Origin of the sequence: Hungatella effluvii, assembly GCF_003201875.1 — a bacterium.
GTDB classification, from domain to species: Bacteria; Bacillota; Clostridia; order Lachnospirales; family Lachnospiraceae; genus Hungatella; species Hungatella effluvii.
In genome coordinates this window covers 192,887-215,031 of sequence record NZ_QJKD01000010.1, presented here as the reverse complement: position 1 = coordinate 215,031, position 22,145 = coordinate 192,887, and the positions used below count along the sequence as shown (strand labels likewise).

The following is a 22,145-nucleotide window of genomic DNA, read 5'->3' as shown; positions in this document are numbered from 1 at the left end:
CCAAAATTCCCTAAAATATGTGAATGAATTTTTAAAACCCCGTTATCCGAATGTAAGTAGCAGGCGACTTGTCGTCCTATATACAACATAATATTTATTATGTTGTTTGGGCGAAAGGCGGGATGAAATGGTTACCTATAACAGGCAGGAAGTAGGCAAGCGTCTGGGCTGCCGTCGACGCGAAATGGGACTGACCGGGGAGGAAATGGGAAGAAGAATCGGGAAGAATGGCCGGTATTACCGGGATATTGAGAATGGCCGATGCGGCATGTCTGTTGAGACATTAATTCTTCTTTCTGAGGAGATGGGATTGTCACTGGATTATCTGATCTACGGCGCCTCGTCTGATGACAGCGGCGACCGGCTGGATGAACAGAAGCAGATTGTAAATAGATTGTCCCACTGCAATGGACGCATTCGCGAGGGGGCGGTGAATCTGTTGAAGGTTTATTTGGAATCTATGCCGGAACGTTGACGATAAAATGATATCCCAAATCTATGCTAAGTGAAATATTAGGAGTATATAACCTTGATTTTTGAGGTGAGGGGAAGAATGGAGTATGAAGTACAATGAATGAAAATAAGAATGAGTGTAAAAGTAACAGCGAAATGATTAACCCTGTAACTGGTAATAAAGCCCCCAAAAAACATATCGAACATTGGAAAGTAATCGCTTTCTATCTCATCATATATGACGTAATCGCAGTAAATTTTTCTTACTTTTTTGGTTTGTGGCTGCGATTTGATTTACGTTTCTCAAATATTCCACATGTGTACCTGGATTCATATTTAAGATTTGCACCGTTTTATACGGTGTTTGTATTAATTGTTTTTTATATTCTGCATCTGTACAAGAGTCTGTGGAGATTCGCCAGCTTTAGTGAATTAAATCGAATATTTGCGTCAAGCGTAATTACCACGGTGTTTCACACCGTGTGTATTACAGTATTTATTAAACGTATGCCAATATCTTACTATGTGATTGGTGCTGCTATGCAGCTGGCTTTGGTAGCAGCTGTGCGATTTGCCTATCGTTATATTACACTTGAACGGACTCGAAGAGAACGGAGTATGAATGCTGTTCATAATGTTATGGTAATCGGAGCTGGTGCCGCAGGCCAGGTGATATTAAAGGAGCTGAAAAGCTCTACGGAAGTATGTTCAAAACCATGCTGTGTCATTGATGATAATAAAAATAAGTGGGGGCGTTTCATAGAAGGGGTGCCTATAGTTGGTGGACGTGATTCTATTATGGAGTCAGTAAAGAAATATAAGATAGATCAGATTTTAGTGGCGATCCCAACTGCTTCTCCGAAAAATAAGAGAGATATCTTAAATATATGCAAAGAGACTCACTGCGAACTAAAGAGTCTGCCGGGAATTTATCAGCTAACAAATGGAGAAGTATCACTAAGCAGAATGAAGGCTGTGGCTGTAGAAGATTTGCTAGGCAGGGAACCGATTAAAGTAAACATGGAAGAAATATTCCGGTATATCAAAGGGAAGACCATTCTTGTCACAGGTGGCGGTGGGTCTATCGGAAGTGAGTTGTGTCGTCAAATTGCCGACCACGAGCCGAAACAGCTGATTATTTTTGATGTTTATGAAAATAATGCCTATGACATTGAACAGGAACTGAGAAGAAAATATAAGGATAAGCTGAATTTGATTGTTCTGATTGGTTCGGTGCGGGACAGCAGAAGAATCAATATGGTATTTGAGAAGTATAAGCCAGACATCGTATACCATGCGGCTGCTCATAAGCATGTACCTCTGATGGAAACCAGTCCAAATGAGGCAATTAAGAATAATGTTGTGGGTACATATAAAACGGCCTATGCTGCTTTGAGCCATGGTACTCAGCGTTTTGTACTGATTAGTACGGATAAGGCAGTAAATCCAACAAGTATCATGGGAGCAAGTAAGCGGCTCTGCGAGATGGTTATCCAGAGTATGGATGCGATTAGTAAAGAAGGCAAAATGGAACAACTGCCGTTTTTGCATGCACACAGTAAAAAAGTTATAGCGGGCCAAGTGGTACATGAGCCATTGGATCAGAGGGCAGTTTATGATGTGGAAAAGGAAAATGAGACTGGTGGTTCCGGTGAGGCGGATAATAAGAATGTAAATGTTAATGAAAATGGAAAACTGCATGGTGGTGACGGAGACAGAAAAGGTACACAATTTGTGGCAGTTCGTTTTGGAAATGTACTCGGGAGCAATGGTTCAGTTATTCCGTTGTTTAAGAAACAGATTGAGGCAGGAGGGCCGGTTACTGTTACCCATCCGGATATTGTTCGCTATTTTATGACGATTCCAGAGGCTGTCAGCCTTGTAATGCAGGCGGGGACTTATGCAAAAGGCGGTGAAATATTTGTTTTGGATATGGGAGAACCTGTTAAGATTGATACACTTGCCCGTAACTTGATCAAATTATCAGGATATGAACCAGGGATTGATATTCCTTTGACATATACTGGCTTAAGACCAGGAGAAAAGCTATTTGAGGAAAAACTTATGGCTGAAGAGGGAATGATGAAAACCGCTAATAAGCTGATTCATATAGGGAAGCCCATTCCGTTTGATAAAAGTGTATTTTTGGAACAATTGGAGGCGCTTACGAAAGCGAGTTATGAAAACAGCGATATTATTGTTGAGATGGTAGAGAAGATAATTCCAACATTTTGTCCGGTGGGGGAAAAACCTACGGGGAATGAAGTTGTATTGAAAAATCATATTGGGAATGCGGTGGCAGAGGCGGCAGTTACTGATATGTATTTATCATAGTACAGATATAGCAGTAGTAATGCTAAATTTCAAGATAATAGTAATGAAGTTAGAGATATTTTTCGAGGAGATAAAAGTGTTATGAAGAAAGAATGGTATTTGGAGGATCTCAGGTTCAAAGGAATCTCTCCGTTTGAAAACAAGATATGGCTTTCCTCACCTACTATGCACGGTGAGGAACAGAAATGGGTAGATGAAGCAATTCGTGCCAACTGGGTTTCAACAGTTGGGAAAAATATTAATGAAGTGGAACGCATGGTAGCAGAAAAGGTTGGCTGTAAATATGCGGTAGCATTATCTTCCGGTACGGCGGCACTTCATCTGGCGGTGAAGCTGTGTGGAGAAAAACTCTATGGTCAGCCGAAAGTAGGTCATGGAGTTTTGGAAGGTCACAGAATTTTTTGTACGGATTTGACTTTTGATGCCACTGTAAATCCGGTGGCTTATGAAGGCGGAGAAGCGATATTTATTGATACTGAGTATGATACATGGAATATGGATCCGCTTGCGCTGGAGAAAGCCTTTGAAACTTATCCGGAGGTAAAACTTATTGTAGTTGCTCATCTGTACGGAACTCCTGGAAAGATTGATGAGATAAAAAGAATTGCAGATGCTCATAATGCTTTGATTGTTGAGGATGCCGCAGAGTCTTTTTGCGCCACATATAAAGGTGTTCAAACTGGTAATTTTGGAGATGTTTCGGTGCTGTCTGCAAACGGAAATAAACTGATAACAGGCAGCAGTGGCGGACTTCTTTTGACTGATAATTTAGAGTGGGCAAACAAGGCCAGGAAGTGGTCCACACAAAGCAGAGAGGATGCTCCGTGGTACCAGCATGAGGAGGTTGGCTATAATTATCGAATGAGCAATATTATTGCAGGAGTGTTACGCGGGCAGCTCCCATATGCAGAAGAACATAGAGCGCAGAAGAAGGCCATTTATGAGAGATACAGAGAAGGGCTGCGAGATCTTCCGGTGAAAATGAATCCGGTGGACAATGGTGATCCAAATTATTGGCTGAGTTGTCTAATTATTGAAAAAACGTCCATGTGTCAGCAGATACGCAGTGATAAAGAAACACTTTATATCAGTGAAACTGGAAAATCTTGTCCCACTGAAATTCTGGAAGCGCTGTCAGCGTTTAATGCAGAGGGGCGTCCGATTTGGAAACCTATGCATATGCAGCCGATTTACAGGAGACATGGATTTATCACGAAAAATGGAAATGGCAGAGGACAGAGCAACGCTTATATTACAGTAGAAAGTGCAGCTGATGTGAGCGCGGATATCTTTGAAAGAGGACTATGTTTGCCGAGTGACAATAAAATGACTATGGAACAGGTAGACTGTGTTGTTGAGATAATTCGAAGGTGTTTTCGGTAATATTAGAGGTAGAGCTCTAAGATCAGATAGAATTAAGGACCATATTTTGTAGTAAGAAAGATGATATTTGTATGGGAAAAATAAATTTATTTATAAAGAGAATGTTTGATATTACAGTCAGTTTGATTTGTATAGCATTACTTTTGGTGATACCAGTATATATTATTGTACCTATTGCAATAAAATTGACTTCGAAAGGTCCTGCATTGTTTAGGCAAGTGAGAGCAGGTAAGAATGGAAAATCTTTTACTATGTATAAGTTTCGAACAATGATTGTTGAAACGTATGATAATGATGGAAAGGAAATAATGACTGAGAATCGCATTACTAAGATAGGAAAATTTTTAAGAAAAACTAGTTTAGACGAAACACCACAATTATTCAACATATTGAATGGAACTATGAGCATAGTCGGACCTCGTCCAATGTTGGTTTATCAGATGGAGCGCTGCGAAGGGGAAGAATTAAGACGGTTTGAAATGAGACCTGGAGTGACAGGATTGGCTCAAGTGAAGGGACGAAATAACATTCGTTGGCCAGAACGCATTCAATATGATCTTAATTATATTAAAAATTTCAATGTGATTTTGGATATAGAAATTATTATAAAAACAATTTTTTTAGTGTTTAGAAAAGAAGGCACAGATGTGATACCAGAATATCGGGGAGTTGATCGTTTTTCAAAACATTATGTACCGGATGCGGACTCTGATGCTGGGAAAAATAACTTTTTATAATAGCTGAATTTTTAGTGGTTATAAGCTTTTATTTAGAATTAAGGAGGGCGTATGCATGAAATTAAGAATCTATGGATTTCGAGATAATCTATATGATGGTGCTATTACATACGGCTTAAATAATACGTCTTCATTGGATAAATTATTCGCTTTTTTTCTTGCAGTTGGCCCGATTTTACAACATTACAAAGGAATATATGCGAATGCCGGACTTTCAATGCTACTTTTAATGTCCCCATTTCTTACTTTGAAATTGCTGGTTAAACTGAGAAAAACAGATTATGATCCATACTGCATTTTAGCAATAACACCGTTGCTGTTATTTCAATTATATAAGATGGTTGATCATACAATTAATGCAGGGAAGACTTTGTATGCACTATTTATTATTGTTGTTTTTTTGGCAATTGCGTGTGGCTGTATAAATATAAAATACTTCATGAAATGTACTACATTAATTAGTACAGCAGCAGGTAGTTGTTTGATTGTACAGTATATTTTGTATTACTTGGCAGGGGTTCACCTTCAGTTTGTACCGACTTCTCTCCTGTTGCCTGAGAGCAGCCAATGGATATTGGGGGCTCAAACCGGTTTGTATGGAATTAATGGCAGAAGCAATGGCTTTTATAGGCCTAGTGCTTTTTTCTTAGAACCATCGCATCTGTTTTTATATACGTTTCCTGTGTTATGCCTGTTATTGTTGTCACCCAATATAAACAAAAGAAGAAAACGAATCGCTGTATTAGTTTCTGCAGCAATGATACTGTCTACGTCTGGTATGGCAGCAGCTGTTGCGATTGGAATTTGGGGGATTTATTTTGCACTTTATAACAGTAAAAATGGCCGTGAGAATATTGCTAAGTTAAAGAATTTATTCTCAGGAAAGAATATTATAATTCTCATATCCATTCTTATTTTATTAATAATTGCATATACCCAGGTGGAAGTGTTCAGAAACATGGTATTGAGGATTTTTAGTTCCGGAAGTACAGGCAGTTCAACCGCAATTGAAGGGCGAACACGTTTGGCACGTTTACTTGTGCAAGGAATGTCAGGAAAAACATTACTGATGGGTGTGACTGAAAATGTAAATGAAATCAATTTTAATTTATCTGGATTTTATGCAACGCTATATAAATACGGTGTGATTGGCCTTGTGTTATCATATCTTTTTTATGCCCCTGGAATATTTAAACTGAAGGGGGCAGGACTTTGGACAAGCTTGATTATCGTAATTATTTCTTTTTTTACTGCACATACACACGGTACATTTTACATGATGTATTTTGTTATTGTTATTATGAATGCTTACCATATGAAAGTAAAGAATAAGACAAAATATGGATAATCAATGAAAGATGATTATACAGAGAGAAGAAAAATTATGACTGGTAGAAACAGCAATATCATTAGTAAAAAGTTACTGGTAAAAACCAGCTTCTGGTATATAATATCAAATTTTTTGACGCGAGCCATGTCTTTTATCACTATTCCCATATTTACAAGGTTAATGACAAAAGGTGAATACGGTGATTTCTCAGTATTTGCAAGCTGGCAATCTATTTTTTTGATTATATGTGGAGTTGAGATTTATGCGACATTAAATAGAGCACGTTTTGATTATGAAGAAGGAGAATATTTAAATAGTTATATTACATCATGCCTATTATTGAGTACATTGATTACAACAGTCATGCTTGGAGTATATCTATTGTTTCCTCATTTTTTTGACCAGTTATTCTTACTTGATCGGAAATATATACTTATTATGTTTGCATACTTATATGCTCAACCAGCATTTCAGATGTTTCAAGCAAAACAACGAATTGAGTATCGCTATAAATTCAGCGCAGCATTGTCGTTTATCATGATTATTGGATCTACACTAATTGCAGTAGGCCTCGTCTATTTTCTGGATGAGGACAAGCTGCTTGGACGGATTTTAGGACAGTACGTTCCTTACGTTTTCGTGGGGCTGATATTATACGTGTATTTTCTGCGGAAAAGTATTACTTACATGAAAGGTTCTTGGAAGTATGCTTTAGCACTTGGAATTCCATTGGTTTTCAGTTTCCTTGGAAGCCAGATTTTATTGACAGCTGACAGAGTAGTTGTTAAGCAGATTGGAACTTCAGAAGAAGTCGCTTGGCTTGTACTGGCGGCCTCATGTACCCATATAGTTTTGATTTTTGTGCAATCATTAAATAATGCATGGGCTCCTTGGCTTTTTGACAAGCTAAAGATAGAAGCATACAGTGAAGTCAGAAAGACATTTCGTGTTTATATGTGGTTTATTGTGTTTTGCACATTTTGTGTTTTGCTGATTGGACCAGAAATTGTAAAAGTATTGGGAGGAAAAGGGTATCAACAAAGTATCTATGTGCTACCTGCAAATATGCTCAGCGGCATATTTACTGCTTTATCATCACAGTTTGTTAATCTTGAGACATATCATAAAAAAACGCATTATGCGGCATTTTTTACATTGATTGTGGCGGTCATGAATGTGGTAGGGGATGTAATTGGAGTCCTCATATTCGGATATCAGGCGGCATGCTACGTTACTGTTATTTGCCAGTTGATTTTGATTTTTATGCACTATGTTGCAACTCAGAGATTGGAGGTGCAGATGATTGTACCTGTAAAGGATATGACTGCTATTCTTGGCATCAGCGTGGCTTTTATACCCGCCTCTTTGATTCTTTATAGGAATACAGTAATCCGAATTGGATTTATTATGGCGATATTTGTAGTTGGTTGCACGATAATCGTGATTAAGAGACAAGAACTGACAAAATTAATACGAAAATTTAGAAGTTCAAAATGAAATGAATCTAAATAAGGAGTTAATAAAGATGAAAGCATTGGTTGTTTCGGGTGGTTTGCCTCAGATAACATTAATAAATGAATTAAAGAAATACGGAATAAAAGTAATTTTACTTGATGGAAATGAAAATGCGATAGCACGAACATATGCAGATATATTTTATAAAATCAATATTTTTGATACCGCTGCTGTCAAAGATATTGCAATAAAAGAAAATGTAGATTTTTTAATTACAGTATGTGCCGATCAGGTTCTTCTTGTGGTGGCTCAAGTTTCAGAAATGTTGGGACTGCCGTGGTATATTGATTATGAAACTGCAAAACTGGTTTCTGATAAAGAATTGATGAAAAGGATTTTTGTTGAAAATGGAATCCCGACATCTAAATATGTTGTAATGGCGGAACTGGACTTAGCTCTGTTACAACATCTGCGTTACCCGTTGATTGTTAAACCTGTTGATGCTTACAGTTCTAAGGGAGTCCGTAAGGTACTCAATGAAAAGGAACTTAGGGCTGCATTTAAATCTGCTGTTCAGATCAGCAGAACAAAAAATGTTATTGTTGAAGAATTTTTCGAAGGCGAAGAAATAAGTGTGGATCTCTTTATTGTTGACGGAATAGCCCATACTCTTTGTGTCTCCAATAGCGAGAAGGTAAAGGATGCTGATAAATTTGTTATATTTAGAGGACGATATCCTGTTCATGCTTCGGAAGAGCTTCGTGCTGAAATAGAGCGGGTATCCCAGAAAATAGCAGATGCATTTGGAATAAAGAATGCGCCAATGCTGGTTCAGATGCTCACTGATGGGAATAAGGTTACGGTTCTTGAATTTTGTGCACGGACAGGAGGTGCAATGAAGTGGCTATTAATCCAAAGATCCTGTGGGGTTGATGTAATAAAATGTGTGATAGATTTGACGATGGGAATAAAACCGGAAATTAATATCTGTCCTCCTGAAAACCAATATATTGTAAATGATTTCATCTATTGCAAACCAGGAGTGTTTGATCACCTGGAAGGTTTTGAAGAGCAACTTCAATTAGGTAATATCTCGGATTACCGCTGTATTCGTCCAAAGGGAACGATATTTACAGGCGCCGTTACCAGCAGCGGTGATCGTGTGGCGGGTGTAACAATTCAGGCGGATACAATAGAAGAATTCAATAAGAAACACAGAGAGTTTGTAGCGTCTGTAAAAATACTTGATGTAGCTGGAAATGATATTATGAGACATGATTTATTGATTGATCTTACAGAATCATATTAGAGAAATAGAGAAAATATTTCAGGAAAATTAAGGTGAAAAAACGATATGAATAAATCTATAGCATTTCTGCAAAGCATTAATACTGTTAAGGAAATTCCAGACACAGTACTTTCTAGAGCAAGACAATCGTTACTGGATTATCTTGCTGTTACTTCGGCGGGAGCGAAATTTCAGAGCAAAAAAATAAAAGAGTACATAAAATTTGCTGCCCCGGAACCAGGGGAATTCACGGTGATTGGAATCATGGAATGTCTGGCGTTGAAAGAAGCTGTGTTCCTCAATGGTTTAAACGGACATGCCTTAGATTTTGACGATGGTACGAATTCAGGAATTATTCATCTGGGCTCTCCTATTTTTTCGCTCCTGTTACCATTGGCGCAGAGATACAACATAAAACTCGAAGATATGCTGAAAGCAGCGGTGATTGGCTATGAGGCCTCCTATACGATGGCGGTTACTATTCAACCAAGGCATAAAGAACTGGGATTTCATGCCACAGGTACTTGCGGTGTATTGGGAGCAACGATAGCGGCGTCCTATATGCTGGACTTCACAGAAGAGGAAAGGTTTCAGGCGTTTGCTATAGCTTGTGTTTCTGCTACAGGCATGCTGAAGGTACTTGATGATGGATCGGAGCTAAAACCATATAATGTGGCGAAAACGGTGCTGCTTGCCCTAACCTCTCTTCAGATGGCAAAGGCAGGATTTAAAGGACATCCAGATCCGTTAGGAGGAAATCGAGGATATTTTAAGATGATGACGGGTCAAGAAGACATAGAGCTGAAGCAGGTACTTCTAAACGGTACTTATGCAATTATGAAGAGCTATACCAAGCCCTACGCATCATGTCGATACACACATCCTTCTGTTGAAGCCGCAATCCATCTCAGAAACAAGTATGGCTTGAAGGCGGAGGAAGTAGAAAGGATTGATATTAAAACGTATTCACTGGCAGTTAATGGCCATGACCATACAGAGATACTGGGGTCATATTCTGCCAAAATGAGCATTCCATATAGTACGGCAGCAGGTATTATTTATGGCAGGGCAGGTCTTCAGGAATTTGATGAGAAGAGTGTAAAGGATGAGAATGTACTTTCTTTGACAAAAAAAATCCATGTAGTTACAGATGAGAAACTGAGTGAAGTATTTCCGAAAATCCAGGCTGCTGTTGTTGCTATCAAGACAAAAAACGGTGTTATGTCTGAACGGGTTGATTTTCCAAAAGGTGAACCGGAAAATCCATTGAATGATGAGGAGTTTAGAAAACGATATGATGAATTAATGAAATATGCTGGTATAGAGCCGAATATCGGTGGAAAGATTTTTGGCTTTGTGCATAAAGACGGAGTAACGGTGAAAGATATTTTAAAATTTTTTGAGTGCCGAGAGGAGGTGTCTCGTGAGTAGCATTAATTTAATCCTTGGAACAATGACCTTTGGAGAGTCTGTGTTTTATCCAGAGGTGGAACGATTTGTCTATACATTTCTGGATTTAGGGTATAAGGAACTGGATACAGCCTATGTCTATAACGAAGGAGCGTGTGAAAAACTGCTGGGAAATGTTTTGAGGAGAATAGATAGAAATAAAATAAAGATTTCTACTAAAGTGAATCCGCGAATTTCCGGTAAGTTGGACGGTGAGGCAGCCTATAAGCAGTTAGATGAGTCTCTTATTCGTTTGGGAGTGGACTATGTAGATACTTTCTATCTGCATTTTCCGGATCCATTTACCCCGGTTGATTCTGTATTGGAAGCCTGTGCAGACCTCCATAGACAGGGGAAATTTAAGGAACTTGGTCTTTCTAATTTTCCGGCGTGGATGGCGGCGGATGTGTGGCATCGGTGTAATAGGAATGGCTGGGTTAAGCCTACCGTATATGAAGGCATTTATAATCCATTGACGAGAAAAGCGGAGGTGGAACTTAACGCGGCGCTGAACCAGTTTGGAATGCGCTTTTGTGCATATAACCCGATGGCCGGCGGCCTTCTTACGGGGCGATATGGTAAATTTGAGGAAGAGCCAACCGATGGCCGTTTTACACATAGACCAAACTATCAGAGACGCTACTGGAAAAAAAGCTATTTTGACGCGGTAGAAGTAATCAAAACGGCGGTGGTTAAACACAAGATTACAACCGTTGAAGCAACATACCGATGGCTTGCCTATCATTCTATGTTAAGGGCCGATCGAGGGGATGCAATTCTGATCGGCGCCTCAAAGCTGGATCATTTAAAACAGAACGTCGAGGTCTTAAATGCAGGGCCATTGCCGGAAGCTGTCGTGGAGGCATTTAACGCAGCTTGGGACATCAGTAAAGCAGACAGTCCGGAATATTTTACGCTGTTTAAAGGAAATCCTGCTGCTAAACAAGGGGAGGAGATATAGTAAAATGTTAGATCAAAGACTTGTATTTGATGTATTAAGAAAGCATGGAGTGACTTTTTTTACAGGAGTACCAGATTCTTATCTGAACGGATTTTGCAACTATGCGCTTAATAACTTTCCAGCCCGGAATATTATTGCTGCCAATGAGGGAAACGCGGTGGGGATTGCAGCAGGTCACTATTTTGCAAGCAAAGAGATTCCTTTGGTTTATCTACAGAACAGTGGTATGGGAAATATCGTGAATCCCCTGGCATCACTTGTAGATGAGCATGTTTATTCCGTTCCGATGATTTTACTAATTGGCTGGCGTGGACAGCCGGGGACAGGGGATTGGCCACAACATGAACTGCAGGGGGAGATTACACAGGGACTTCTGGATATTATGCATATTCCTTACCGTGTGCTTTCCGATAATAGTAACCAATTCATAGAGAGTATCAAGTACGCCGTCGATTACTGTAAGATTAACCGCAAACCGTATGCACTGATTGCCCCCAAGGAGGTCATGGCTGGGGAGAAGATAAACAACAAAGAGACTGTTTATCCCTTGAGCCGCGAGGCGGCCATAGAGGTGATTTTGGATCAAATGCCGAAGGACACTGTTTATTCTGCAACAACTGGTCGGGCTACTAGGGAGTTATTCTTTCTGCGTGAAAGAAGAAATGAAAGCAAGGAAAACGATTTCCTGAATGTCGGTTCTATGGGGCATGCTTCTTCTGTAGCATTAGGAATAGCATTGGAAAAACCGGAGAGAAAGGTAGTGGTATTGGATGGCGATTCTGCTGCTATGATGCATATGGGTGCCATGACTATGGTTAGTAAGCTGCATGTGCCGAATTATTTACATATTATTCTGAACAATGGCGCACATGAATCGGTAGGAGGCCAGCCATCTGCTGGTTATAAAATTGACTTTACAAAGATCGCGGAGGCCTGCGGATATGAAACGGTGCATCATCCTGTGACGGGAAAAGAGGAACTGATCGCTGCACTCGCTGCGTTGAAAGACTGTGGAAAAGCTTCTTTTATTGATGTGCGTATTCATAAAGGGCTGAGTGGAAAACTGCCTCCGCTGGATTTTTCCCATAGAGAAGCCATTGATGCCATGATAGAAGAATTGAATAGATAATGTGTGAGTTATCTTGAGTGAAAGGATGGATAGACGATGAACAGTATGGACAAAACGAGAGAATTTCTAAAAACAATCGGTCTGCCAGGAGGGGATGCTTATGACCTTCCTGAATCAAAAAAACGATTTAAAGACAATGGGCAGTATCGATTTGAGGTTCCGGGAATTCAGGGACCGAAAGTGATGAGGGCACTTCTGGAGGCAATGGATTCCTATGGACTTTATCTTCACAGAGTAACACAAACACAGGGAATTATGCGCCTTACGGATGAAGAAATCGAGAGGATGGTAGAGCTTGCACATAAATGGGAGACAGATCTGATCCTTGCCATAGGGCCAAGAGCAACGACAGATACATCTGCTTCGGTCCATACCGAAGAAGGAGTCCGTATGGGGTACCGTCTTCGAGGGCAGGAGCAGATCGTAAGAGCAGTAGAAGATGTAAAACGGGCTGCTGGAATCGGTTGCAGGGGATTCCTCGTTTACGATGAAGGCTGCCTGTGGGTGCTGGATCAGATGAGAAAGGAAGGGGAGATCCCCGCGGACTGTCATTTTAAGGTATCGGCTCATGCCGGCCATGGTAACCCGGCATCGGCAAAGGTGCTGGAGAGCATTGGTGCTGATTCCATCAATCCAGTTCGTGATATACAGCTCCAAATGTTGGCGGCAATGCGTCAGGCAGTGGACTGTCCGATTGACATTCATACTGAAAATCCGAAGTCCACGGGTGGGTTTATCCGTCACTATGAGGTGCCGGATATGATACGGATCGCAGCACCGCTCTATTTAAAAACAGGAGGCTCTGTTGCGGCTACACACAGCTGGGACAGCACGGAGGATGACGCTAGAAAGAGGGCAAAGCAGTGCGTGCTTGTGAAACGTATGATTGACGAGTATTATCCGGAGGCTGTGTGGTCACCGAAGGGGAGCTTAATATAGAAAAGTCAAGCAATGATAAAATACATAGAAGAAAAGGATAAAAAAGATGAGACACCATCTATATAACAAAGATTTCAAGTTTTTAGTAGAACCGGAGGAATTCAATAAATATACCGATAGGGAGCTGCTGCAGTATTGCCTTGGCGCTACGATGTATATGCCTGGTATCAAGGATTTTGCACCGAAGATCCTTGGAGGTGCTATGCCTGGACTTACGACCATTGTTTTGTGCTTTGAGGATGCTTGTCCGGAAGATCGGGTGGAGGAAGCAGAGCAGAATGTATACCGGCTTTTGGATACGGTAACGGATGCTGTGGATAAGGGGAATCTGGCGCCGGAAGCGGTTCCGCTTATTTTTGTGCGCATACGTAATCTCACACAATTTAAACATTTTGGACAGGGCCTGACCAAAAAACAAGCGCGATCGCTGTGCGGCATTAATTTCCCTAAGTTTAATGCAGAAAATGGGTACGAATATTTTGCTTATTTGCAGGATCTAAACGACCGCCTTGAGGAGATTTTGTATGGCATGCCAATCATTGAGGACTCGGAAGTAGCCTACAAGGAGACACGTATATCGGAATTGGTAGGTATCAAGAAGATTCTTGACAAATATCGCGAACTGGTCTTACAGGTACGGGTTGGCGGTACAGATTTCTCCTCAGTATTTGGCGTGCGCAGGGGTGTTGATTATTCCATTTACGACATTATGACCGTCCGCGAATGCCTGACAGATATTATCAATGTCTGTGGACGGGATAACGATTATGTGATTTCCGGACCTGTATGGGAGTATTTCCGTGCGCCGAAGGAATTAATGTTTGAAGAACTTCCGAAACATGGGCTGGAAGATTATCTGATGAAGCGGCTGCCAATTGTGAACAATGAGATAGATGGTCTTCTTCGCGAAGTGATTCTGGACAAAGCCAACGGCTTTGTAGGACGTACCGTGATTCATCCGACACATGTCAAATTTGTCAATGCGCTGATGGCAGTTACGAAGGAAGAGTATGATGATGCGTGTATGATCCTTGGCCATAGTGAAGGCGGTGTGGTAAAAGGCAGTGGTGCGAATAAAATGAACGAGATCAAGCCGCATACAAATTGGGCGGTGAAGATCTATAATCGCGCGCGTGCTTTTGGCGTGATTGAAAACGAAGGCGCATATGTGAGACTTTTTGCAGTCAATGACTAAAGGGCCTGGGCAGGGAACCAACACAGTGGAAAAGGATTGGAGGACACTATGGAGATTGAGATAAACACACCGATTTCTGAAGTGGCGGCAGCAAGTCTGCAGGTTGGGGATACCGTGCTGATTACAGGATATATTCTTTGTGGACGGGATGCTGTGCTGCCGAAGGTGGTTAGGCTGATTGAAGAAAGCAAGTCTCATACACTCGGGTATGATTTAAAAGGAAGTGTTATTTTTCATACAGCAGTGAGCCCGGCGGGAGTAGGTCCTACATCGAGTAATAAACTGGAAATCGAGAGCAGTATAGAGCCACTGTCAAAGGCTGGTGTGAAGCTGCATCTTGGAAAGGGCCAGATTCATAAAGAAACGATAAAGGCCTTGGATATAAACAATGCGGTGTATGCGGTAATCCCCCCAGTGACGGCGCTGTTAGGGGATAAGACGACAGAACAGACATTGATTGCTTTTCCGGAATTGGGGATGGAGGCCTTGTATCGGCTTAAGGTGAATGGGTATCCTGCTATTATTGCAGCAGCGCATGGGAGGAGTATCTATGAGTGAATTTAGTTATGAAAAGACAGTTTCTCTTGTCCGAAACATGCTGGTAGAGGCAGGGTCAACGTTTCGAGAGGATAAGAAAGAAGCTTATCGAAAAGCGATAGCTAATGAAACCAATGAGAAGGCAAAGTGGGTTCTTGAGACTATATTGGAGAATGCCAATGCAGCAGAAAAGAATCATAGCCCTCTTTGCGACGATACTGGAATCCCGCATATGGTACTTGAAGTAGGGCCAGATGCGGCAGTAAGTGGACGGATGCTGGATGCTATCAAGGAAGGTATAGCACAAGGACTACAAAAACTGCCAGGACGTCCTATGGCGATTATGGGAGATGACAGTCAGAGAATCGACCAATCTGGTGGTTTAAATCCAGAAAGTGCAGGTGTGGAGCCGGCTCCGATACTTATCAGGCGATGTAGAGATAATGTCGTAAGGCTTCATATACTGATGTTTGGTGGTGGTCCTGCGATCAGAGGAAAAACGTATCGTGTATTTCATAAGCACAGCACAGATGTGGTGCTGAATGAAATCGTAAAGTGGGCGATTGAGGGAGTCTCTCAATTGGGCTGTTCTCCATGTACTCTTGCAGTTGGCATTGGCAGAAGCCATTTTGAAGCAACATCCATGATGCTTCAGGCGCAGGTGGATGGAAAATTCGATGTTCAGTCGGAAATGGAGCAGGAGATTACCAGAAGGGTGAATGAGGCTGATATCGGTCCGCTTGGACTCCATGGAAAGACCAGTGTAATCGCTACATTTATGAAGGTTGGTCCTCAGAGAGCCAGTGGTGTAAGGATTATTTGCGTCCGTCCGGCTTGTTGTTTTGAACCAAGAATCGCCACCGTAGATTTGTAGATGATGCTGGCGGAAGGGCTGGATTCGAAGGGAATAGTAAAAGATAGATTACAAGTGAAGACTATAAATGATAGTAAGCAGAATTCAAAAGCAAGGGGGTTGACAATCAGTACAGAAAAGTGATATATTTATCCTATAAAGAGATAAATATATCACTAAAAGGAGGCTGCCATGAATAATAAATACTCCGCGGGTCAAAAACCCACATTTACCAGAAAAATCAGTCCGAAGATGGGGCTGTTAGGTTTTTTGGGGTTGTCGGGATTTCTGGGTTTTCTGCCCCAGTTTTTTCGTGAAGAGGGTATTTTGCCTGTACCATTTCCGCTGATATTTTTCTGCTTTTTTGGATTTTTCGGTTTTTACTATGAGGGGAAGATGTCCGGTACGATGATTGATGAGCGTTATTTAGCCAACGAGAACAGAGCCAGTGCTATGGCTAACAAAGTGGCCCTTACCCTGATTATTGCTGTGGCGCTTCTTTCTATGTCGGCATTTCGGATCAATAATCCATATGTGATGCTAAAACTTTTAATTGCTGTTATCGGTTTTGCATTTGGCTTATCGCTGTTTCTTCAACAGTACCTGCTGTACCGTTTTGAAAATGGAGAGTAGCCATGGGGGAATTTACATGCAATCTTAAGAAGTACAGACAACTGAAGGAGATGACCCAGGAACAACTGGCTGAAAAAGTCGGTGTAAGACGGGAAACTATCATGCGCCTGGAAGCGGGCAGATACAATCCATCGCTGAAGCTGGCGATTGATATATCTAGAGAAGTGGAAGCACCGATTGAGGTTCTGTTTATTTTCGATGAGGAATAGCCAATTAGACAGCTGTACTGTGAGGGTATGGCAGAATGACTAAAGATGTTTCGAAGCTGGGGAAGGGCGGACATATAGCATTATATCTTATAAATTTTCAGTCATAGAGGAGGTATCCCTAAAGGGTATGTCCTCTATTATAATGCCATATATTATAAATGCTGAACTTTCTATTTAAAAATAGTCCAATATAGCATATAATTGTAGCAGATAAAGAGGGTTTTCACCGTTAGGGGTACTGAGAACTTTACATAAGCAGCAGTGGGGATCGCTTCCCATTAGAGATGCGGTCTGTTGCAAGACTTAGTGAAGCCCTTAAATGGCTTTATATGAAGTAGGAGAAGATATGGTAAAACAACAGAAAAATATAAGTTTTATGCAGTTTATTATTACCTATAATATTATATTACTGATTCCAATGATGGTAATCAGCCTCAGTGTGTTCGGGCTTGTGAGAAAACAGCATTATGAAAAGTTGGTAAATGAAATATACATAACAATGGAGAAGCAGGTAGATTACTGGAAGCAACAGGTTTCAGTAATTACGACATATAATACAGATTTCCGTTACAGCAAAGTATATAGCAGATATGAAAGTGATTTCCCGGATTCTTATCTGGATATAATAAATGATTTAAAACAAAAAGAATCCCTGTTTCCTTTTGTTGAGCGTATCTATTTCTACAATGCGAATCTAAAAAAGGTATTTACTTCCGGCGGCACTATGGGCGAGACTCTGTTTTTCTCCAAGCAGTGCCGGCTTGATAAAAATTTGTTGGAGCAGACGAATGGGCAGGGGCTGGCTGCGGGAAGAGCAGAGCTTTACGGAGGAAGCAGCAGTGGAATTGTATTGCTCTATCAGCTGAGCGATCCGGCGGCACAGGATGGCGATAAGGGGAGATATTTGCTATATACAATCCGGGATGAAAAACTGAAGGAGCAGTTCTCACAGCTAAAGGAAGAGGGGATTACCGGAATCACTTATTTGGGAAAAACCATTTACAGTACATCGGGAACAGATTTAAATGAAATTGAAGAAAAATGGTACGAAGCTTATTATATGGATATGGACGCCGGCTTTAATGTTTGGAGCATCCTTTCAAAAAAAGAGGCATCTAAGGATGCGTGGATTTACTTCAAGAGTTACGGAATATGGCTATGCTGCTCCTTGTTGATAGGCATCATTCTTGCACTTTATTATTCCAGAAAGCGGTATACGATGTTTCAGGACCTGATGACACACAATGCTCTGCTGAAGGGAGAACGCAATGAGCTGCGTGCGGAAAGTTGTCTCTATGAACTGTTGAGTGTGAAGGTAGAGAAAGGCGATTTTTTGTGGGAAAAATGTCTTGAAAACGGTATTCTTTTAAATCGAAAATGGAAATATATTATAGTTTTTCAAAAGATAAAAGAGAATGAAGAACTGAATTTATGGCTTGAGGGGCTGAGCCGGCAGGAGGGATGTTCCAACGCATACGCAATTGGTATCTTTGAGAACATGTGCGTCTATCTGGTCTGTTCAGACGAAGAGAGGGAGGCCGCAGCCGGGGCGCTGACGGAGTTTGAGAATCGCGGAGCAGAGTTTAAGGCAGGCGAGATTACGGAGAATACCGGGATGATTAAGGCTTCTTATGAAGAGATCATGAGAGAGATCAGGCGGGAACAGTATCAAAACGGCAGTTATCCGAAAATGGAACTGGAGGCATTAAAAGAGGCGGCAGCTCTCGGCGATGATGCCCGCAAGGGAGTTCTTTTAAAAGAACTGGAGATAGCGGTGTCTGAAGCCGACGAAGCAGTGGCAGTATTGGTTGGCAGTGAAGTGGCCCGTCTGTTGAATCTGGATACTGAGATTCTGTATGATTCTAATCAAAAGGGTTACCGGAATGCAGTGCGGGAGCTTCTGGAGTCCGCGCTAATGAAAAGAGAGATGGTTCCCCAGAAGGGCGAGGCAGCGGATTCCGGGTATCGAAAGAAGAATATTGCCGACGTGTTGACTTATATGCATGAACATTATCTGGATGAGAATTTTACGGTAAAATATATGGCAGCATGTTTTGGTACATCTATATCAAATTTGAGCCATTTTTTTAAGAAAAATATGGACACTAGTATTTCACAGTATGTAGACCAGTTAAAATTGGAAAAAGCCAGGGAACTCTTATCGGAAAGTGATAAAAAAATCAGTGAGATAGCCGAGATACTCCGTTATGGCAACAGTACCGTCTTTATCAATATGTTTAAAAAGTATGAGGGAATGACGCCAAAGGAGTACCGGGAGAAAAAGCGTCAGGGATAAGTAAAAAAATTAGGCAGAGCCGGTGTAATAGTTTTAACATCAGAGAGACATTAAGATTTCCGATTGAAATCCTTATGTCTCTCGTTTTGTTGAATTTCAAATTCAGATGGTTGAAATAAAAAAACGACCACTGTTTGTTGAAAAAGAGTATAAAACAGCTGATTTAGCAGAAAAAATGAAGAAAAATAATAATTATTTCAACAATAAGAGATAGACAAACAGAGATTGGCGGGAGTATGCTGAAATTAACAGGAAATAGCGATGACCGGTGGGCGCCAACCGGCCGGATGTGTAGCTTTAGGTGAAGCAAAAATATAAATGTTCAGGAGGATGACAGAGTGGATAAAAAATATAGAAGATTGGGAGCGTTGCTGTTGGGGACGGTGATTGCAGCTGGAAGTATAGTAGGGGGCTGCGGTAAATCGGATAAGGGAACTGAGGCGAATCAGGAAGAAACGATAAAGACAGCAGATAATTTTAATGCCGAGGGACTTCCCATCTTAAATGAGAAGGAAACATTTAAGATTGCGGTTCAGCAGATGAGTACTATCCGCACAGCTGCAGAAAAACAGTGTGTCATCGATACCGAAGAGGTAACGAATGTGCATATTGAGTGGATTGAGATTCCGAGTTCCGGTTGGAAAGAGAAAATCAATATTATGTTCAGTACCGACAGCCTGCCGGATGCTATTATTGGTCCGGTGGAAATGGCAAAATATTATGAGCAGGTGGTTGCTCTTGATGATTATCTGGAAGCCTACGCACCGGCAGTTACAGCATTTTTTGATGCAAGAGACGATTATCCAGGGGCGCTCATTGCCCCGGACGGCAAAATCCATGCACTTCCCACTGGTGATGAATCCCTGGAAAACCAGATAGGTGCCCAGTTATGGATCAATATGGACTGGCTTTCGGCTGTAGGAAAAGAGGTTCCGGAGACACCGGAGGAATTAAAGGAGGTTTTAATTGCTTTCCGCGATCTGGACCCGAATGGAAATGGAGAGAAGGATGAAATTCCGTTTACCTTCAGGCAAGCGTGGGGTGGTGTAGACTCCATTGGAAATGTATTTGGATCATGGGGGGGTACCTGAAAATGCTACTCATGTGTTTACCAGGGACAATAAAGTTACATTCAGTGCCCGGGAGAGAGGGTATTACGATGCACTTTCGTATTTTCATGACTTATACCAGGAAGGACTGATTGATAAAGAGGTATTTACTATAAGTGAAGAACAGTATGCTGCCAGAGGTGCAGCCGGAGATGTAATCGGTTTAATGGCTAATTACAGTGGAACTGACAGCAGCGTTGATAATGGCAGTGTTGGACATGACCGTTATCGCCCTCTTCCTGTATTAAAAGGACCAGACGGGACGCAGATGATCAATCTAAATAATGTGTCAAAATCCGGTGGATTTGTTATCACTAAGTCCTGTAAGAAACCTGAGGTCCTGGTAAGATGGTATGACTATGTCAATTCTTCTCTGGAACAGGCTATGGTATGGGGACGTGGGGAAGAAGGGGTAAGATGGGAAATCCTCAATGAAAATGGGAAGGAGATTCCCAAATTCCTTACCTTGACTGATGAGGTGCTTCAAAGCAGCGGTGGATACAAGACAGCTCCGGAATACAGGAAAGCAGTATCCTTCGGCGGCATGACCCCTTCTCTGTGGAGGAGGGAGTATGATGAGGCACTGCAGTTTGATGATAAAACTCCTAAGCCAAACTGGAAGCGTGAATCGGTTATTGAACAGGTGCAGTATGGGGTTATAGACCTTCCGCGGGGAATGGCTACACAGGAAAATGAAGAGAGAAGAACCATTCTTATTGCTGATATTGATAATTACTTAAAAAAGTTTATTGCAGATTCTGTCATCAATGGAATTGATGAAGAGAAATGGGAGGTTCATTTAAAGACACTTGAGAGCTTAAAGGTGGATGAGTATACTGCGCTTTGTCAGGAATACGTTGACGAGTATGCAAAGCGATAATACGGAGGGATACTCATGAAAACATTCATTCATAATAAAAAGGAGGGCGCTGCCGCAGCAAAACTGCGGCGGTGCGGCAGCCTCCGTATGTTAAAAAAAAGCTGGGTATGCTATCTGTTTATACTCCCTATGGTTGTTTATATTGTATTATTCAATTACATTCCTATGTATGGGATTCAGCTTGCGTTTAAAGACTATAAACCGCTTGATGGTATTTGGGGAAGCGCTTGGGTTGGTATGAAACATTTTAAGACATTTTTTGAATCCTATCAATTTAGTTCACTTCTAAAAAATACGCTGGCACTTAGTGTTTATTCTTTAGTCGCAGGATTTCCGCTTCCTATCGTGTTCGCACTGCTGCTAAATTATATTACGCATAACAAGATGAAGAAATCAGTTCAGATGATTACTTATGCGCCGCATTTTATATCTACTGTGGTTTTCTGCGGTATGCTTCTGATTTTCCTTTCGAGCGATGGGATTATCAATCAGTTATTGAAACTGATAGGTATTGAACCGGTTGGATTTTTATCAAATCCCAAAAACTTCCGTCACATATATGTATGGTCGGACGTTATAAAAAATATCGGTTGGGGTTCCATTATTTACATATCGGTTCTCTCTTCAGTAGGGCAGGAGCTTCATGAGGCAGCAAGAGTGGATGGGGCAAGCAAGTTCCAGAGGCTTCGTTATATTGATTTTCCTTCCATAGTCCCCACTATGATTATAATGCTGATTATGCGTGCCGGAGAGATCATGGAGGTGGGATTCGAGAAAGCATTTCTGCTTCAAAATAGCATAAATCTGGATTATTCAGAGATTATATCGACCTACGTTTATAAGATTGGTATCCAGGGAGGCCAGTTCAGCTATTCGGCCGCAATCGGCCTCTTTAATAATGTAATAAATCTGATTCTGCTACTGGCGGTAAACCGTATTGCCAGAAAAATGTCAGATGTGAGTTTATGGTAGGAG

20 protein-coding genes are annotated in these 22,145 nt (G+C 41.2%); all 20 read left to right on the top strand.

Going from position 1 to position 22,145, the window contains the following annotated elements; translation table 11 throughout:
* Window positions 1-127: 127 nt before the first annotated feature.
* The 20 genes from DFR60_RS19030 (at window position 128) to DFR60_RS18940 (ending at window position 22,142) form a co-directional block, all read left to right on the top strand.
* On the top strand, window positions 128-475 hold the full coding sequence (locus DFR60_RS19030) for a helix-turn-helix domain-containing protein (RefSeq protein WP_110324314.1): 348 nt from the start codon (window positions 128-130) through the stop codon (window positions 473-475).
* Window positions 476-570: 95 nt separating this feature from the next.
* The gene (locus DFR60_RS31475; RefSeq protein WP_207659552.1) at window positions 571-2,787 is read left to right on the top strand and encodes a polysaccharide biosynthesis protein; all 2,217 of its coding nucleotides are present in this window, start codon (window positions 571-573) and stop codon (window positions 2,785-2,787) included.
* An 81-nt stretch (window positions 2,788-2,868) separates the two neighbouring features.
* On the top strand, window positions 2,869-4,170 hold the full coding sequence (locus tag DFR60_RS19020; RefSeq protein ID WP_207659551.1) for a DegT/DnrJ/EryC1/StrS family aminotransferase: 1,302 nt from the start codon (window positions 2,869-2,871) through the stop codon (window positions 4,168-4,170).
* Between the two features lie 71 nt (window positions 4,171-4,241).
* Window positions 4,242-4,907, top strand: coding sequence for a sugar transferase (locus tag DFR60_RS19015; RefSeq protein WP_110324313.1), 666 nt, complete (start codon window positions 4,242-4,244; stop codon window positions 4,905-4,907).
* Window positions 4,908-4,962: 55 nt separating this feature from the next.
* Complete coding sequence (locus tag DFR60_RS19010; RefSeq protein WP_110324312.1) at window positions 4,963-6,255, top strand: hypothetical protein; 1,293 nt, start codon at window positions 4,963-4,965, stop codon at window positions 6,253-6,255.
* A 3-nt stretch (window positions 6,256-6,258) separates the two neighbouring features.
* Entirely contained in the window at window positions 6,259-7,734 is a 1,476-nt protein-coding gene (locus DFR60_RS19005) for a lipopolysaccharide biosynthesis protein (protein WP_110324311.1), read from the top strand.
* A gap of 28 nt (window positions 7,735-7,762) precedes the next feature.
* On the top strand, window positions 7,763-9,001 hold the full coding sequence (locus tag DFR60_RS19000) for an ATP-grasp domain-containing protein (RefSeq protein ID WP_167437650.1): 1,239 nt from the start codon (window positions 7,763-7,765) through the stop codon (window positions 8,999-9,001).
* A 45-nt stretch (window positions 9,002-9,046) separates the two neighbouring features.
* Complete coding sequence (locus DFR60_RS18995) at window positions 9,047-10,411, top strand: MmgE/PrpD family protein (RefSeq protein ID WP_110324309.1); 1,365 nt, start codon at window positions 9,047-9,049, stop codon at window positions 10,409-10,411.
* Window positions 10,404-11,390, top strand: a complete 987-nt coding sequence (locus DFR60_RS18990; RefSeq protein WP_002603776.1) for an aldo/keto reductase family protein — start codon at window positions 10,404-10,406, stop codon at window positions 11,388-11,390. The genes DFR60_RS18995 and DFR60_RS18990 overlap by 8 nt, the downstream gene beginning before the upstream one ends.
* Before the next feature lie 4 nt (window positions 11,391-11,394).
* Entirely contained in the window at window positions 11,395-12,519 is a 1,125-nt protein-coding gene (gene aepY / locus DFR60_RS18985; RefSeq protein ID WP_110324308.1) for a phosphonopyruvate decarboxylase, read from the top strand.
* Between the two features lie 36 nt (window positions 12,520-12,555).
* Window positions 12,556-13,458, top strand: a complete 903-nt coding sequence (locus tag DFR60_RS18980; RefSeq protein ID WP_110324307.1) for a peptidase — start codon at window positions 12,556-12,558, stop codon at window positions 13,456-13,458.
* Between the two features lie 46 nt (window positions 13,459-13,504).
* Window positions 13,505-14,653: an HpcH/HpaI aldolase/citrate lyase family protein gene (locus DFR60_RS18975; protein ID WP_002603779.1), complete on the top strand. Its 1,149-nt coding sequence runs from the start codon at window positions 13,505-13,507 to the stop codon at window positions 14,651-14,653.
* Between the two features lie 48 nt (window positions 14,654-14,701).
* Complete coding sequence (locus tag DFR60_RS18970; protein ID WP_110324306.1) at window positions 14,702-15,211, top strand: fumarate hydratase C-terminal domain-containing protein; 510 nt, start codon at window positions 14,702-14,704, stop codon at window positions 15,209-15,211.
* On the top strand, window positions 15,204-16,064 hold the full coding sequence (locus tag DFR60_RS18965) for a fumarate hydratase (RefSeq protein ID WP_110324305.1): 861 nt from the start codon (window positions 15,204-15,206) through the stop codon (window positions 16,062-16,064). The genes DFR60_RS18970 and DFR60_RS18965 overlap by 8 nt, the downstream gene beginning before the upstream one ends.
* A gap of 171 nt (window positions 16,065-16,235) precedes the next feature.
* Complete coding sequence (locus DFR60_RS18960; RefSeq protein WP_110324304.1) at window positions 16,236-16,676, top strand: DUF3796 domain-containing protein; 441 nt, start codon at window positions 16,236-16,238, stop codon at window positions 16,674-16,676.
* 2 nt (window positions 16,677-16,678) lie between these two features.
* Complete coding sequence (locus tag DFR60_RS18955; RefSeq protein ID WP_110324303.1) at window positions 16,679-16,885, top strand: helix-turn-helix transcriptional regulator; 207 nt, start codon at window positions 16,679-16,681, stop codon at window positions 16,883-16,885.
* Between the two features lie 346 nt (window positions 16,886-17,231).
* Window positions 17,232-19,181, top strand: coding sequence for a helix-turn-helix domain-containing protein (locus DFR60_RS18950; protein WP_167437649.1), 1,950 nt, complete (start codon window positions 17,232-17,234; stop codon window positions 19,179-19,181).
* Between the two features lie 338 nt (window positions 19,182-19,519).
* The gene (locus tag DFR60_RS30950; protein WP_243005120.1) at window positions 19,520-20,272 is read left to right on the top strand and encodes a type 2 periplasmic-binding domain-containing protein; all 753 of its coding nucleotides are present in this window, start codon (window positions 19,520-19,522) and stop codon (window positions 20,270-20,272) included.
* Window positions 20,238-21,170 carry a type 2 periplasmic-binding domain-containing protein gene (locus tag DFR60_RS30945; RefSeq protein ID WP_243005119.1) on the top strand — a complete coding sequence of 311 codons (933 nt, stop codon included), beginning with the start codon at window positions 20,238-20,240 and terminating at the stop codon, window positions 21,168-21,170. The genes DFR60_RS30950 and DFR60_RS30945 overlap by 35 nt, the downstream gene beginning before the upstream one ends.
* A 15-nt stretch (window positions 21,171-21,185) precedes the next feature.
* On the top strand, window positions 21,186-22,142 hold the full coding sequence (locus DFR60_RS18940; protein WP_110324301.1) for an ABC transporter permease: 957 nt from the start codon (window positions 21,186-21,188) through the stop codon (window positions 22,140-22,142).
* Window positions 22,143-22,145 lie beyond the last annotated feature (3 nt).

Coding starts and splice junctions, on each gene's coding strand:
- DFR60_RS19030 (WP_110324314.1), top strand. CDS start 128: ATGGTTACCTATAACAGGCAGGAAGTAGGCAAGCGTCTGGGCTGCCGT.
- DFR60_RS19015 (WP_110324313.1), top strand. CDS start 4,242: ATGGGAAAAATAAATTTATTTATAAAGAGAATGTTTGATATTACAGTC.
- DFR60_RS19000 (WP_167437650.1), top strand. CDS start 7,763: ATGAAAGCATTGGTTGTTTCGGGTGGTTTGCCTCAGATAACATTAATA.
- DFR60_RS18955 (WP_110324303.1), top strand. CDS start 16,679: ATGGGGGAATTTACATGCAATCTTAAGAAGTACAGACAACTGAAGGAG.
- DFR60_RS18965 (WP_110324305.1), top strand. CDS start 15,204: ATGAGTGAATTTAGTTATGAAAAGACAGTTTCTCTTGTCCGAAACATG.
- DFR60_RS18975 (WP_002603779.1), top strand. CDS start 13,505: ATGAGACACCATCTATATAACAAAGATTTCAAGTTTTTAGTAGAACCG.
- DFR60_RS18995 (WP_110324309.1), top strand. CDS start 9,047: ATGAATAAATCTATAGCATTTCTGCAAAGCATTAATACTGTTAAGGAA.
- DFR60_RS18960 (WP_110324304.1), top strand. CDS start 16,236: ATGAATAATAAATACTCCGCGGGTCAAAAACCCACATTTACCAGAAAA.
- DFR60_RS18970 (WP_110324306.1), top strand. CDS start 14,702: ATGGAGATTGAGATAAACACACCGATTTCTGAAGTGGCGGCAGCAAGT.
- DFR60_RS31475 (WP_207659552.1), top strand. CDS start 571: ATGAATGAAAATAAGAATGAGTGTAAAAGTAACAGCGAAATGATTAAC.
- DFR60_RS18940 (WP_110324301.1), top strand. CDS start 21,186: ATGAAAACATTCATTCATAATAAAAAGGAGGGCGCTGCCGCAGCAAAA.
- DFR60_RS19005 (WP_110324311.1), top strand. CDS start 6,259: ATGAAAGATGATTATACAGAGAGAAGAAAAATTATGACTGGTAGAAAC.
- DFR60_RS19020 (WP_207659551.1), top strand. CDS start 2,869: ATGAAGAAAGAATGGTATTTGGAGGATCTCAGGTTCAAAGGAATCTCT.
- DFR60_RS18980 (WP_110324307.1), top strand. CDS start 12,556: ATGAACAGTATGGACAAAACGAGAGAATTTCTAAAAACAATCGGTCTG.
- aepY (WP_110324308.1), top strand. CDS start 11,395: ATGTTAGATCAAAGACTTGTATTTGATGTATTAAGAAAGCATGGAGTG.
- DFR60_RS18950 (WP_167437649.1), top strand. CDS start 17,232: ATGGTAAAACAACAGAAAAATATAAGTTTTATGCAGTTTATTATTACC.
- DFR60_RS19010 (WP_110324312.1), top strand. CDS start 4,963: ATGAAATTAAGAATCTATGGATTTCGAGATAATCTATATGATGGTGCT.